This is a genomic window from Citrobacter sp. RHBSTW-00859 (assembly GCF_013729795.1).
Lineage (GTDB): Bacteria > Pseudomonadota > Gammaproteobacteria > Enterobacterales > Enterobacteriaceae > Citrobacter > Citrobacter braakii.
In genome coordinates, this window is sequence record NZ_CP056284.1 from 1,877,368 (window position 1) to 1,892,096 (window position 14,729).

Annotated in this window: 10 protein-coding genes; 8 read left to right on the forward strand and 2 right to left on the reverse strand. The window is 52.5% G+C overall.

The features are described 5' to 3' along the window. The first annotated feature begins 55 nt into the window (after nt 1–55). Complete coding sequence (gene alkA / locus HV302_RS09210; protein WP_181627235.1) at nt 56–925, forward strand: DNA-3-methyladenine glycosylase 2; 870 nt, start codon at nt 56–58, stop codon at nt 923–925. Here the strand turns inward: alkA and HV302_RS09215 are convergent. Beyond that, entirely contained in the window at nt 893–4,222 is a 3,330-nt protein-coding gene (locus HV302_RS09215; RefSeq protein ID WP_075848513.1) for a diguanylate cyclase, read from the reverse strand. The genes alkA and HV302_RS09215 overlap by 33 nt on opposite strands. Before the next feature lie 315 nt (nt 4,223–4,537). Here HV302_RS09215 and udk point away from each other — a divergent pair, with 315 nt between their 5' ends. The 3 genes from udk to asmA all read left to right on the forward strand — a co-directional run bounded on the left by udk (nt 4,538) and on the right by asmA (nt 7,728). Further along, complete coding sequence (udk, locus tag HV302_RS09220) at nt 4,538–5,179, forward strand: uridine kinase (protein WP_003036776.1); 642 nt, start codon at nt 4,538–4,540, stop codon at nt 5,177–5,179. A 91-nt stretch (nt 5,180–5,270) separates the two neighbouring features. Next, complete coding sequence (dcd, locus tag HV302_RS09225; protein WP_016153598.1) at nt 5,271–5,852, forward strand: dCTP deaminase; 582 nt, start codon at nt 5,271–5,273, stop codon at nt 5,850–5,852. Nucleotides 5,853–5,877: 25 nt separating this feature from the next. Then, on the forward strand, nt 5,878–7,728 hold the full coding sequence (gene asmA / locus HV302_RS09230; RefSeq protein WP_181627236.1) for an outer membrane assembly protein AsmA: 1,851 nt from the start codon (nt 5,878–5,880) through the stop codon (nt 7,726–7,728). Between the two features lie 44 nt (nt 7,729–7,772). Here asmA and HV302_RS09235 read toward each other — a convergent pair whose 3' ends face one another. Next, nucleotides 7,773–9,356: a TerC family protein gene (locus HV302_RS09235; protein WP_019077138.1), complete on the reverse strand. Its 1,584-nt coding sequence runs from the start codon at nt 9,354–9,356 to the stop codon at nt 7,773–7,775. A gap of 654 nt (nt 9,357–10,010) precedes the next feature. Here HV302_RS09235 and HV302_RS09240 point away from each other — a divergent pair. The 4 genes from HV302_RS09240 to wcaA all read left to right on the forward strand — a co-directional run bounded on the left by HV302_RS09240 (nt 10,011) and on the right by wcaA (nt 14,727). Beyond that, a complete protein-coding gene (locus HV302_RS09240) occupies nt 10,011–11,150 on the forward strand; it encodes a polysaccharide export protein (protein WP_047413997.1) in 1,140 nt (379 codons plus the stop codon). Between the two features lie 5 nt (nt 11,151–11,155). Then, the gene (gene wzb / locus HV302_RS09245) at nt 11,156–11,605 is read left to right on the forward strand and encodes a low molecular weight protein-tyrosine-phosphatase Wzb (protein ID WP_016156925.1); all 450 of its coding nucleotides are present in this window, start codon (nt 11,156–11,158) and stop codon (nt 11,603–11,605) included. After that, nucleotides 11,602–13,764, forward strand: a complete 2,163-nt coding sequence (gene wzc / locus HV302_RS09250; protein ID WP_181627237.1) for a tyrosine-protein kinase Wzc — start codon at nt 11,602–11,604, stop codon at nt 13,762–13,764. The genes wzb and wzc overlap by 4 nt, the downstream gene beginning before the upstream one ends. A 120-nt stretch (nt 13,765–13,884) precedes the next feature. Next, nucleotides 13,885–14,727: a colanic acid biosynthesis glycosyltransferase WcaA gene (wcaA, locus tag HV302_RS09255; RefSeq protein WP_016153592.1), complete on the forward strand. Its 843-nt coding sequence runs from the start codon at nt 13,885–13,887 to the stop codon at nt 14,725–14,727. The last annotated feature ends 2 nt before the right edge of the window (nt 14,728–14,729 follow it).

Here is a 14,729-nt window from a genome sequence, read left to right on the forward strand (position 1 = left end):
GGCACATCGATTGAATACCGTTTATGCTGTAGGTTTGCATAAAAAGGAAAACTGAATGTTCACGCTGAGCTGGCAACCGCCTTATGACTGGCCCTGGATGCTGGGATTTCTTGCCGCCCGTGCGGTTGACGGTGTCGAAACGGTGGAGGAACTGAGTTATACCAGAAGCCTGTCCGTAGGGGAGCATCGGGGGCTGGTGCGCGTTGTACCGGATTTGCACGCCAATGTGCTACACGTGACGTTAAGTTCGGGATTACAACCCGCCGCCCCCGAGTGCCTGGCGAAAATAACCCGTTTGTTTGATCTTACCTGCTGCCCGCAGCAAATTGTCAGCGCGCTGGGAAGCCTTGGTGCGGCGCGTCCGGGACTGCGCCTGCCGGGATGTGTCGATGCTTTTGAGCAAGGGGTACGGGCGATTTTAGGGCAGTTAGTCAGCGTGGCTATGGCGGCAAAACTGACAGCGAAAGTCGCCCATGCTTATGGCGACACGCTGGAGGATGCGCCAGGGTATGTTTGTTTTCCCACGCCTGAAGCGCTTGCTGACGCCGAACCGTTGCACCTGAAAGCGTTAGGGATGCCGCTCAAACGCGCTGAAGCGTTGATTCACCTAGCGCGTGCAACACTTGAAGGAACGCTTGCGACAATAGCGCCTGACGATATTGAGCAAGGCGTTAAGCAACTACAAACGTTTCCCGGAATAGGGCGCTGGACCGCCAACTATTTTGCGCTGCGTGGTTGGCAGGCGAAGGATGTTTTTCTGCCGGATGATTATCTGATTAAACAGCGTTTTCCCGGCATGACGCCAGCCCAGATCCGGCGGTATGCAGAGCGTTGGAAACCCTGGCGCTCCTATGCACTCTTGCATATCTGGTACACGGATGGCTGGCAACCGTCAGTTGATGGCGAAATTACTGGTATTCAGTAGCAGATCCAACGGTTGGGCGTTGGCAATAATGTCGCCATAAATCATGTCAATACCGATGCCAGAAAGCGCATCCATGATAAGCGGCAACTGCACCGGACCGGCGATGCTTTTAATGTCCAGGCGCTGGGCATGGCCCTGGATAATGGACACCCACATCTCGTCAATCAGGTCTCCGTGAGCGCTGGCGCTTAGCTCGCTGTCGAGCAACAGGTAATCGACAATGTGGTATTTCAGATTGTCAAAAAGCTCTAAATCACGACCGACCTGACTTAACACAATTCGACAACCGAACTGACGTAGCCGATGCAGGGCGGATATCGCCTGCGTTGGATTCGTTTTGATGACGCTGGCCGGAACGGTCAGGTGCAGCAGGCGTGGCGGTAACGGGCTATGTTGCAATTGTTCCAGCAGCTCATCAACAAGTTCTGAATTGAGCAGCCCGGCGGCGGAAAGGGGGAGCGCAACACTGAGGCCCTTGCTGGCGACTGCCGGGGCAGCATTCTGGAAGAATTCGCTGAATACCCGACGGTCGAGCGCTTGATTCAATGTGGGATCGACCAGCCCGGTACGGAATGTCTGCTCTTCAATCACTTCGCCTTCAGCGGTCCCTAAGCGTAGCGATATAAGCCAGAAGCTAAACGTCTCAGGTATACGTGGAGAAGCCACGCCTCTGGCGATCATCAGCATGGGGCTGTGCATAATGGTATGCTTTTGTTCGTCCAATGACAGTTGGCTACGCGCGGCATGCGCCTGGCTTTGCTGGGGTTCATAGACGCAGACACGCCCACGTCCGCTGTTTTTCGCCGCGTAGCAGGCGATATCCGCCTGAGACATGACGTCAGTCGCAACATGGTTTTTGTCATCAATCAGCGTAATTCCCGCACTGGCGCCAATGCGGTGCAAGCGGCCATCCCACATGAAGTGGTAATCGTTAATAGCACTGATGATGCGACCTGAGATGAAGCGGGCGCTTTCGATATTACAATCCGGCAGCAACAGACCAAACTCGTCGCCGCCAAGACGCGCCAGCATATCGCTGGACCGCAGCATGCTTAGCATCAGTGAAGAGAGTTCGCGCAGCAGGGCATCGCCTGCAGCATGACCTGCGCTATCGTTCACCGCTTTAAAACGATCAAGATCGATAAAAACCAGCACATGACTTTGGTGCGCATCGTGCACCGTATGCAGCAACTGTTTGAGATGGTTTTCAAAGCTGACCCGATTGGCCAACTGCGTCAGGTCGTCATGCGAAGCGCTGTAGCTAAGCTGGCGCAGCATCTTACGTGACTCGGTGACATCCTGAATGACCAGCACCGAGCCAATGCTGCCGCCATCAAGGGTGCTGAGGGGCGTGATGCTGTACTGAATGTCATAACTGTTGCCGTTGCGACAATGCAGGACGACTTCCTGCTCCATTGCCTTACGTGACATGTCGGCACTGTAGATATTTTCCATCAGCGGACCGTTATCGCCGAAAGTAATACGCAGTACCGTCAGGAGCGGAATGCCAATTGCGTTTTCCTGCTGCCAGCCGCTCATTTTCTCAGCGACCGGATTCATAAAGGTCACATTCATGTCGACATCAATACAAATCACCGCCTCGCCGATGGAGTCCAGCGTAATATGCAAACGCTCTTTTTCTTGAAACAGCGCTTCGTTGAGCTGCTTCACCTCGGTCATATCCATATTGATGCCAAGTAAGCGTTCAACTTCACCGTCTTTATTCAGTACCCGGTTGGCCAACGAGCGGATATGCCGTATGCCACCTTTTACTGCGATACGAAACTCAAGCTTAAACGGGGCTCGTGCGGCCAGCGAATCGCGAATCACATTTTCGGCGTGTTCGCGATCTTCAGGCACAACGCATTCATACCAGACTTGCCAGCTGGGCTTGATATGTGCCGGGACTTCGTAGAGATCGAACATACGCTTATCCCAACTGATCACATCAGGCTGCAGTTCCCATTCCCAAATGCCGATCCCCCCGGCTTCATTAGCGAGCGTAATGCGCTCCATCAGCCGTTTGTTCATCCACTCGGTGTGCTTCAGATCGTTAATGTCCTCAATCTGCGCAATAAAGTAGAGTGGGGTGGTGTCGCTATGGCGCACCAGCGAAACGGCCAGCAAAGCCCATACCACCTCGCCTGCGCGCGTGTAATAGCGTTTCTCCATGGAATAGCTGTTAATTTCCCCGCGCGCCAGCATGTTTAACTGTTCGAGGTCATTGTTCAAATCTTCCGGCCAGGTTAATTGCTGGAAGGTGAGCGAACGTAGCTCCTCCTGGCTATAGCCCAGAAACTGGCACAAGGCTTTATTGGCCTGTAGCCATTGCCCCTCGGTCCCGACCAGCGCCATGCCAATTGCGGAATACTCCATAGCATTGCGAAAGCGCGCTTCGCTTTCTGAGATGTGCTTGCGTTCAGCCCGAAACGCGTACATCACCATGGTCATCATATTGGCTGGCAACAGGATCATCAAAAACGGCAGCCACGGTATGCTGGTCATCATGTTCTGTTTGGGGGTGTAGAGCAGCGAAGGGTCAGCGGCCAACATCAGCGAAACCATCATCACTGTACTGAGGAAAATTAAAAACGCCTCCATACGCGGCAGACGGACAGCGCTCCACATCAACAGGACAATAACGCAGGTAAACGGCCATGGAATGAACATCATCGACAGCCAACTGAACGTTAACGTCACCAGAAGCGTAATCAGAGTTTCAAGCAGTAATCGCGGATTGCGGTGGCGCAGCAGATAATGTGGCTTAAACAGTAAACCTAATGGTACCAGCGCCAGCGCGCCGATGGATTCTGAAAGCACCCAAATGAGGAAGGTATTTAACGACGTTTCTTGCGGTAATAATAACCAGAGTAATACGCCGCCCAGCAGCGGAGGGACCACTGCGCTGCCGAATGCCAAGCGCGCCCAGTCGTTGAGATTTTGTAAAGGATTGTACCAGGGCAGCAGTTTGCGCAATAACATTGCCCCCACGACAGCCTCAATAATGTTGATGGCCGTGTAGGTAAAGCTAAGCGACTCGCCGGGGAAGAAGAGCAAAGAACCCGCGATGTTACCCAATGAGCACGCCAGCGCGATCCCCGGCCACATTTTTCCCGCATGACGGTAAAAAGCCACCATCATGATTGAGGTCGGAAACCACAGCGGCGCCAGCTGCGCCCCGAAACGAGACAGTTCCAGCGAGAACAGCGTAAAGATGAAAGCCACCAGACCTAAACTGGCCAGGCGCAGTAGAGGATGAGGTAAGGTAACTAAAACATGTTGGGATTGTTTACTCATTACCACTCTACCCAAATAGCCGTTGTCGCCCAGTAGAGATGCCGGACGCATCACATTTAATCTGGGTTTATGCTAGTACAAATAATTTACAATTTATACGCCAGCTGCTCATAAATTAACACTCTCAAGCTATTAATTACTAAGGCTGGCGAATAAATGTAGCGCATGCTTTAAATATGACCGTTTTAATTTGCGACAGGGAAGGCATTGGTGCAGCCTGGGCTGGCGTCGCGCCGCTGAAATCCCTATAATTGCCGCGTTTGGCGTTTCGGCGCCGCCCTTCCTAACATCCAGGTTAATCAGGTCGCTAAATTTATGACTGATCAGTCCCATCAGTGCGTCATTATCGGCATTGCCGGCGCATCGGCTTCCGGCAAGAGTCTTATTGCCAGTACTCTTTATCGCGAATTGCGTGAACAAGTCGGTGACGAACATATTGGCGTTATTCCCGAAGACAGCTATTACAAAGATCAAAGCCATCTATCGATGGAAGAGCGTGTAAAAACCAACTACGACCATCCGAACGCGATGGATCACAGCCTGCTGTTCCAACATCTGCAAACGCTGAAACGCGGTAGTGCCATTGAGCTGCCGGTGTACAGCTACGTTGAGCACACGCGCACGCAAGACACTATTCATATCGAACCCAAGAAAGTCATCATCCTGGAAGGCATTTTGCTGCTGACGGATGCGCGTTTGCGTGATGAGATGAACTTCTCTATTTTTGTTGATACCCCGCTGGATATTTGCCTGATGCGCCGTATCAAGCGCGATGTGAACGAACGCGGTCGTTCAATGGATTCAGTGATGGCGCAATACCAGAAAACCGTCCGTCCAATGTTCCTGCAATTTATTGAGCCTTCAAAACAATACGCCGACATCATTGTGCCGCGCGGGGGTAAAAACCGCATCGCCATCGATATTCTGAAGGCTAAAATCAGTCAGTTCTTTGAATAAGTTCAGCGAATTGTGTACCGTTCAGTGATAACCTGGTTCACCCTTAATGCACCTGGCATTAAGGGGTTGAAGCACGAAAGGAGAAAGTGCCATGCGTTTATGTGACCGAGATATTGAAGCCTGGTTGGATCAAGGTCGTCTGTCGATCAATCCACGCCCTCCTGTCGAGCGAATCAACGGCGCCACGGTAGATGTGCGCCTTGGCAACAAATTCCGTACGTTCCGCGGGCATACGGCGGCGTATATCGATCTGAGCGGACCGAAAGATGAAGTCAGCGCCGCGCTGGATCGCGTGATGAGTGATGAAATCGTCCTCAAAGACGGCGAGGCATTTTTCCTGCATCCGGGCGAACTGGCGCTGGCAGTGACGTTCGAATCCGTGACACTGCCTTCCGATCTTGTGGGTTGGTTAGATGGCCGTTCTTCGCTGGCGCGTCTGGGACTGATGGTACACGTCACCGCACACCGTATCGATCCGGGCTGGTCTGGCTGCATCGTACTGGAGTTTTACAACTCCGGAAAACTACCGCTGGCCCTGCGTCCTGGCATGCCGATTGGCGCATTAAGCTTCGAACCGCTTTCCGGTCCGGCGGCGCGACCTTACAACCGTCGTCAGGATGCAAAGTATCGCGATCAGCAGGGCGCCGTTGCCAGCCGGATCGATAAAGACTGAGTATTTTCAGTCCATTGGGGATAGCATGAGACGATTTCTGACGACGCTGATGATTCTACTGGTCGTGCTGGTGGCCGGTTTTTCTGCGTTAGTACTGTTGGTTAATCCGAATGATTTCCGCGCATATATGGTCAAGCAGGTTGCTGCGCGTAGCGGATATCAGCTGCAGTTGGATGGCCCGCTGCGTTGGCACGTATGGCCTCAACTGAGTATCCTCTCGGGGCGCATGGTGTTAACGGCTGAAGGCGCCAGCGAACCCCTGATTCGTGCCGACAATATGCGTCTTGACGTCGCGTTGTGGCCGCTGTTGAGTCACCAGCTCAGTGTGAAGCAGGTGATGCTCAAAGGCGCGGTGATTCAACTGACCCCGCAAACTGAAGCGGTGCGCGGCGAAGATGCGCCCGTTGCCCCAAAAGACAATACGTTGCCCGACCTGGCTGAAGACAGAGGATGGTCGTTTGATATTGCCCGCCTGCGTGTTGCCGATAGCGTTCTGGTATTCCAGCATGAAGACGATGAACAGATCACGGTTCGCGATATTCGTCTGGAGATGGAACAGGATAACCAGCACCGCGGCACGTTTGATTTCTCCGGGCGCGTTAACCGCGATCAGCGTGACCTCGCATTATCCTTCAACGGCAGCGTTGATGCCTCCGACTATCCGCATAACTTATCCGCGAATATTGAGCAGCTAAGCTGGCAACTGCAGGGGGCCGATCTACCGGCGCAGGGGATAAAAGGTCAGGGACAGTTTCAGGCGCAGTGGCTGGAAGAGAAAAAACAGCTCGCGTTTAGCCAGATTCATTTGACCGCTAACGACAGCTCTCTCGCCGGGCAAGTTCATGTGACATTGTTGGAAAAACCAGAATGGGCCGTCGACCTGAAGTTTGGTCAGCTCAATCTGGACAATCTGCTCGTACAACGTGAGGCTGTGACGACGAACGGTGAAGTTCAGCAAGGTCAGAGTCAGTCAACGCTGGCGCGCCCCGTCATTGCTTCTCAGGTTGATGCCGTTTCGTATCAGGGACTGAAGGGATTTTCGGCAGACATCGCGTTGCAAGCTGACAAAGTGCTGTGGCGGAAAATGGCGTTTGACAATGTCTCGGCAAAAATTGACAACCAGTTCGGCTTGTTGAACGTTACGCAGTTGCAGGGGAAAAGTGACGGCGGGCTGGTGTCGCTTCCTGGTATGCTGGATGCCAGAAAAGGACAGCCGCGAGCGGTCTTCCATCCGCGCCTGGAAGGCGTAGAAATTGGTACTATCCTGAAAGCCTTCGACTACCCCATCGCCCTCACCGGTAAGCTGTCACTGGCAGGGGATTTCTCTGGCTCAGATATTGATGCCCAGGCGTTTCGTCATAGCTGGCAAGGGCAGGCCCATGTCGAAATGAGCGATACGCGAATGGAAGGAATGAACTTCCAGCAGATGATACAACAGGCCGTCGAACGTAGCGGTGGGGATGTTAAAGCTCAGCAAAACCTGGATAACGTGACCCGGTTGGATCATTTTGTAACCGATATGACGCTGGATAACGGCGAGGTTACGCTGGATAACATGGCGGGTGAGTCGGCGATGCTGGCGCTGACCGGCAAGGGAACGCTGGATCTGGTGAAGCTGAATTGCGACACGCTGTTTAACATTCGCGTGCTGGGCGGCTGGGATGGCGAAAGTAAGCTGATTAACTTCCTGAAGGCTACCCCGGTTCCTCTCAGAGTCTACGGTCAGTGGCAGGCGCTAAACTACAGTCTGCAGGTCGACCAGATTTTGCGTAAGCATTTGCAGGATGAAGCGAAACGTCGCCTTAACGACTGGGCCGATCGCAATAAAGACTCCCGCAACGGTAAAGATGTTAAAAAGTTGCTGGATAAACTCTGATTCATATTGCCGGATGGCGGTCGAAGCCGCCTCCGGCTCGTGATTTACACCTCGTAATCCATCTCTTCTTCACTGTGCAGCGGTATCAGTTGGACTTTTTGCACGCGATGATTTTCCACCTGCAGGGTTTTTAGTCGATAGTCGCCGACCTGAACTTCCTCCCCGGTTTTCGGGATGCGCTGCAAATACTCCATTAACAGTCCGGCAATGGTGTGATATTCACGCTTATCATCTAACGGGATAGGCACATACTGCACCAGATCTTCCAGCGGCATGTGTCCGTTAGCGGTCCATGAACCATCCGCGTTTTTCTGAATGTCATGGCGGGCGTCAATCTCCTCTACCTCATTTGGCAGGTTACCGGCGATGGTTTCCATCACGTCACTGAGCGTTACAATCCCTTCAACTGACCCAAATTCATCGGCCACAAAAGCGAAGTGCGTCCGGGCGTTACGGAACTGCTCAAGCGCCGGAAGCAGCGGCAGAGTTTCCGGGAACACCAACGGCTGGCGAATCAAGACGCGTAAGTCGAGCGGCTCGCCGCGAAGAGATTGCTGCAGCAGGTCGATGACATGCACCACGCCCAGCAAGTCTTCCTGCTCATCTTCGCCGGTGACCACCAGACGCGTATGCTGGTTTTTTTCCAGCAAAGCGCGGATTTCTGTTTCCGGTGCATTGAGGTCGATGTGCTCAATATCATGGCGCGAGGTCATGATACTGCTGACAGTACGCTGATTAAGGTTCAGCACACGTTCAATCATCCGCCGTTCCTGAGGGGCAAAAATTTGGCCTTCATGATGGTCTGCCAGCATTGCCGCGGTTTCGGCATCCAGTTCGGCGTCTTCTTTTTGCCCGCTCAGCAGTCGCATTACCGCCTCGGCGGTGCGCTGGCGCAGGGTATGGTTGGCTGACAGGAAGCGACGGCGGTTAAAGATAGCTAACTGGTTCAATGCTTCTATCATGACCGAGAAGCCGATGGCGGCGTACAGGTAACCTTTCGGAATATGGAAACCAAACCCATCGGCGACCAGACTGAAACCAATCATCAGCAAGAAGCTCAGGCACAGAATGACGATAGTGGGATGGCTGTTGACAAAGCGCGTCAGCGACTTGCTGGCAAGCACCATCAGGCTGATGGCAATAATCACCGCAGCCATCATTACTGCCAGGTGATCGACCATCCCTACGGCGGTAATGACGGAATCCAGGGAGAAGATAGCGTCCAGCACGACTATTTGCGCGACGACGCCCCAAAACTTAGCGCCTTTACGCTGGGTCGGGTTCTCGCTGTCTTTGCCTTCCAGCCGTTCGTTTAGCTCCATGGTGGCTTTAAACAGCAGGAAGAAACCGCCGAACAGCATGATCAGATCGCGCGCGCTGAAGCTCAGGCCGCGAATGCTGAACAGCGGCGTGGTCAGCGTTACCAGCCATGATATTGATGCCAACAGCAGCAGGCGCATGACCATCGCCAGCAGTAGCCCGGTAATACGCGCCTTATCCCGCTGGGCAGGAGGCAGTTTCTCCGCGAGGATGGCAATAAAAACAAGATTATCAATGCCAAGAACAAGTTCGATCACGATTAGCGTGACGAGTCCGGCCCAGATTGACGGATCGGCAATCCATTCCATAGTAAATGCTATACCCATAGTTGTATGACAATTGTCACAATTCGATCATGGGTAAAACTGGCGAAAAATGCAATGGCGAGGAGGGATTTCTCTGTAGCCTATTACAACCAGGTACGGGATATTAGCCTTAATGTAACTACAGGAAATAATATTATTTATCCAAATCTCTTTAAGAAATATCGCAGGTGGGATATTTCTATATTAATGTTGTCAATATCAATAAAATCCTAAAAATATACAAATTCAACGCTTAATATTAATCTTAAAAGCAAGTTGTCGGTAACTTGTTACCTTGCCTGATATTCGCTTAGCTGCAACAATTCCTCCGGTAATAATCAAAAGATAAATATTTCCTTATCAACCAGCGGCGCTATTCCTGATGCGTTCCCGCTGTGAATGTGATGAAAATAAAGGGGAAGATAAAAATTTAAATTAATCAGTGCATTGGTAGCTAATGAAGCCAGGGGCGGTAGCGTGTCTGGTCGCCTGAGACGAGCCTAAATTATTCTGTCAAGAGACCGCAGATGAATTCATTTTTTTTAGGACAGATGCCAGTTAAATTCCTTTTCAATTAACGGCAAGGTAAATGCGTACAGGCGAAGTCGCTATTTAGATCGCACGTGATAATTACTCTGCCAAAGTGATAAATAATCAATGATGAAATCCAAACTTAAATTGATACCTGTATTGGTATCGGTAATCTTGATAAACGGTTGTACCGTGCTTCCGGGCAGCAATATGTCTACGATGGGCAAAGATGTGATTAAACAGCAGGACGCTGATTTTGATATCGATCGCATGGTGAATGTTTATCCACTCACCCCACGGCTGGTCGAACAATTACGTCCCCGACCAAATGTTGCGCAGCCTAATATGTCTCTCGACCAGGAGATTTCCGGGTATCAGTACCGGGTCGGCCCGGGCGATGTCCTGAATGTTACCGTCTGGGATCATCCTGAACTCACCACGCCGGCCGGGCAGTATCGTAGCTCAAGTGATGCCGGCAACTGGGTGCAGCCTGATGGCACCATGTTTTACCCCTACATCGGCAAAGTTAGCGTGTCAGGGAAAACGTTGGCCGAAATTCGTAGTGATATTACCGGGCGCTTAGCGAAGTACATTGCTGACCCGCAGGTGGACGTTAATATCGCCGCTTTCCGTTCGCAGAAGGCCTATGTCTCCGGGCAGGTGAATAAATCCGGCCAGCAGGCTATCACCAACGTGCCGCTTACCATTCTCGATGCCATTAACGCCGCAGGCGGTCTCACCGAGGCGGCAGACTGGCGCAACGTTGTACTGACTCATAAAGGGCAGGAGCAACGTATTTCACTGCAAGCGCTAATGCAAAATGGCGACCTGAGCCAGAACCGTCTGCTCTATCCTGGCGACATCCTGTTTGTTCCGCGTAATGACGATTTGAAAGTCTTCGTAATGGGGGAAGTGAAAAAACAGAGCACCCTCAAAATGGACTTCAGCGGCATGACGCTCACCGAAGCGCTCGGCAACGCGGAAGGTATCGACCTGACCACCTCCAACGCCAGCGGCATTTTCGTTATTCGTCCATTGAAAGGCGAGGGCGGGAACAACGGCAAGATTGCCAATATCTATCAGCTTGATATGTCCGATGCGACATCGCTGGTGATGGCGACGTCATTCCGACTCCAGCCATACGATGTGGTGTACGTCACTACCGCGCCGGTTGCTCGCTGGAACCGTTTGATCAATCAGTTGCTGCCGACTATTAGCGGTGTTCGCTATATGACGGACACGGCCAGCGACCTTCACAACTGGTAATCGTCATGTTTAACAAAATCTTAGTTGTCTGTGTGGGGAACATTTGCCGCTCTCCGACGGCAGAGCGCTTGTTAAGGCAATTTCACCCGGCGCTGACGGTCTCTTCTGCCGGCCTCGGGGCGTTGGTAGGCAAAGGCGCGGACCCGTGCGCCATCAGCGTGGCGCAGGCGCACAACCTGTCACTGGAGAATCATTGTGCCCGGCAGATCTCGGGACGAATGTGCCGGGAGTATGACCTGATCCTGACCATGGAAAAACGCCATATCTCTGCCCTGTGTGAAATGGTGCCGGAGATGCGCGGCAAAGTGATGCTGTTTGGTCACTGGGACAGCGAGCGCGAAATTCCCGATCCGTATCGTAAAAGCCGTGATGCGTTTGACGCGGTGTACGCATTACTTGAACGGTCTGCCCGCCAATGGGCTCAGGCATTGAACGCAGAGCAGGGAAAACAATGACAGAAAAAGTAAAACAGTCTGCTGCGCCGGTAACGGGCAATGATGAAATCGATATTGGTCGTCTGGTGGCAACGGTGGTGGAAGCCCGCTGGTGGGTGCTTGGTATTACTGCGGCATTTGCATTATGCGCAGCGGTCTACACGCTGTTTGCCACTCCGATCTACAGTGCGGACGCGCTGGTGCAAATTGAGCAAAATACCGGAAATTCACTGGTGCAGGATATTGGCTCGGCGTTGTCGAACAAACCTCCGGCCTCTGAAGCGGAAATTCAGCTCATCCAGTCACGGCTGGTATTGGGGAAAACGGTAGACGATCTCAACCTGGATATCGCGGTTACCAAAGATACGTTCCCCATTTTTGGCGCGGGTTGGGATCGGTTGATGGGTCGCCAGAACGAAACGGTTAACGTGACGACTTTCACGCTGCCAAAGGCAATGAATGAACAGACCTTCACGCTAAGCGTGCTGAATGACAAAAGTTATCAGCTGGTGAGTGACGGGGGTTTTAGCGCCCAGGGGCAGGTTGGGCAGGTGCTGAAACATGACGGCGTGACGATACTGGTCGAGGCTATCCATGCCAGCCCTGAGAGCCAATTTACCGTCAGCAAATTCTCCACGCTGGGCATGATCAACACCTTGCAAAATAATCTGATGGTGACGGAAACCGGCAAAGACACTGGCGTACTGAGCCTGACCTTTACCGGCGAAGACCGTGAGCAAATCCGCCAGATCCTTGACAGTATTACCCGCAACTACCTGCAACAAAACGTGGAGCGTAAATCTGAAGAGGCCGCCAAAAGTCTGGCGTTTCTGGCAAAGCAGTTGCCCGAGGTACGTAACCGGCTGGACGTTGCCGAAAACAAGCTGAATGCCTTTCGTCAGGACAAAGACTCCGTGGATTTGCCGCTGGAAGCCAAATCGGTGCTGGATTCCATGGTGAATATTGATGCGCAGCTTAATGAGCTGACCTTCAAAGAAGCGGAGATTTCCAAGCTGTTCACCAAAGCGCACCCTGCGTACCGCACCTTGTTGGAAAAACGCCAGGCGCTGGAAGATGAGAAAAGCAAGCTGAATGGGCGCGTAACGGCGATGCCGAAAACGCAGCAGGAAATTGTCCGCCTGACGCGTGACGTGGAGTCCGGCCAGCAGGTCTATATGCAACTGCTGAACAAGCAGCAGGAGCTGAAGATTACCGAGGCCAGTACGGTCGGAGATGTACGCATCGTCGATCCCGCGATTGCCCAGCCAGGCGTGCTGAAGCCGAAAACGACGCTGATTATTCTCGGTAGCATCATTCTTGGTTTGATGCTTTCAGTGGTTGGCGTACTGCTGCGTTCCCTGTTTAATCGCGGCATTGAAAGCCCACAGGCGCTGGAAGAGCATGGCATCAGCGTGTATGCCAGCATTCCACTATCAGAATGGCAAAAAGCTCGCGATAACGTGCAGACCATTAAAGGCGTGAAACGCTACAAGCAAAGCCAGTTGCTGGCAGTGGGGAATCCGACGGATCTTGCGATAGAAGCGGTCCGCAGCCTGCGTACCAGCCTGCACTTTGCCATGATGCAGGCGCGCAACAACGTCTTGATGCTGACCGGTGTCAGCCCGTCGATTGGTAAAACATTTGTCTGCGCCAACCTGGCGGCGGTCGTTAGTCAGACCAACAAACGCGTGCTGTTGATCGACTGCGACATGCGCAAAGGCTATACCCACGAGCTGCTGGGGACCAATAACGTTAACGGTCTGTCTGAGATCCTCATCGGCAAGGGGGATATCTCATCCAGCGCGAAACCGACATCGATTCCACATTTTGATCTGATCCCTCGCGGACAAATTCCCCCCAACCCCTCCGAACTGCTGATGAGTGAACGCTTTGGCGAACTGATTGCATGGGCCAGCTCGCACTATGACCTGGTGCTGATCGATACCCCGCCAATACTGGCGGTGACCGACGCGGCTATCGTGGGGCGTCACGTTGGAACCACGCTGATGGTGGCGCGTTACGCGGTCAACACGCTGAAAGAGGTGGAAACCAGCCTGAGTCGCTTTGAGCAAAACGGCATTCAGGTGAAAGGGGTGATCCTGAACTCGATCTTCCGCCGCGCCAGCGGGTATCAGGATTACGGTTACTACGAATACGAGTACACCTCGGATACGAAATAGGTTACGAACATTGCCGGATAGCGGCCCACAAAAACATATTTATACCCTAAATAATTCGAGTTGCAGGAAAGCCAACGCAGATGCAACTCGAAGTATGACGGGGATATCTGGGAAACGAAAATGACGACAGACAACCCGCTAATTTCAATTTATATGCCCACCTGGAACCGTCAGCAACTGGCCATCCGGGCGATTAAATCGGTACTGCGCCAGGACTATCCTCACTGGGAGATGATCATTGTGGATGATTGCTCTTCCTCGTATGAGCAACTGCAGCAATTTGTTGAAGAACTCAACGATCCGCGTGTGTCGTATACGCGTAATCCCACTAACTCCGGAGCCTGTGCGGTGCGTAATCAGGCCATCATGCAGGCCAGTGGGCAATATATTACGGGTATTGATGATGATGATGAATGGACGCCGAACCGCCTGAGCGTATTTCTCAATTATCGCCATCATCTGGTGACGCGGGCGTTTCTGTATGCCAATGACTATGTCTGTGAAGGCGAAGTATATTCGCAGCCGACCAGTTTGCCGCTCTATCCGAAGGCCGTTTATTCACGCCGTAAATTTTATAAGCGCAATATTATTGGTAATCAGGTGTTTACCTGGGCCTGGCGGTTTAAAGCATGCCTGTTCGATACCACGCTGAAAGCGGCGCAAGATTATGACATTTTCCTGCGTATGGTGGTGGCGTATGGCAAACCGTGGAAGGTAAAAGAGGCAACGCAGATCCTGCATGTGAATCACGGTGAAATGCGTATTACCTCATCCCCGCATAAATTCTCCGGCTACTTTCAGTTCTACCGTAAGCACAAAGGCAAATTTGACCGGGCCAGCAAGAAATACCAGCTGTTTACCCTCTACCAGATCCGCAATAAACGGATGAACTGGCGCACGTTGCTGACGCTGCTTTCTGTTCGCAATAGTAAGCGCCTGGCCGACGGACTGCGAGGACGCTAAGT

Coding starts and splice junctions, on each gene's coding strand:
- alkA (WP_181627235.1), top strand. CDS start 56: ATGTTCACGCTGAGCTGGCAACCGCCTTATGACTGGCCCTGGATGCTG.
- HV302_RS09215 (WP_075848513.1), bottom strand. CDS start 4,222: ATGAGTAAACAATCCCAACATGTTTTAGTTACCTTACCTCATCCTCTA.
- udk (WP_003036776.1), top strand. CDS start 4,538: ATGACTGATCAGTCCCATCAGTGCGTCATTATCGGCATTGCCGGCGCA.
- dcd (WP_016153598.1), top strand. CDS start 5,271: ATGCGTTTATGTGACCGAGATATTGAAGCCTGGTTGGATCAAGGTCGT.
- asmA (WP_181627236.1), top strand. CDS start 5,878: ATGAGACGATTTCTGACGACGCTGATGATTCTACTGGTCGTGCTGGTG.
- HV302_RS09235 (WP_019077138.1), bottom strand. CDS start 9,356: ATGGAATGGATTGCCGATCCGTCAATCTGGGCCGGACTCGTCACGCTA.
- HV302_RS09240 (WP_047413997.1), top strand. CDS start 10,011: ATGATGAAATCCAAACTTAAATTGATACCTGTATTGGTATCGGTAATC.
- wzb (WP_016156925.1), top strand. CDS start 11,156: ATGTTTAACAAAATCTTAGTTGTCTGTGTGGGGAACATTTGCCGCTCT.
- wzc (WP_181627237.1), top strand. CDS start 11,602: ATGACAGAAAAAGTAAAACAGTCTGCTGCGCCGGTAACGGGCAATGAT.
- wcaA (WP_016153592.1), top strand. CDS start 13,885: ATGACGACAGACAACCCGCTAATTTCAATTTATATGCCCACCTGGAAC.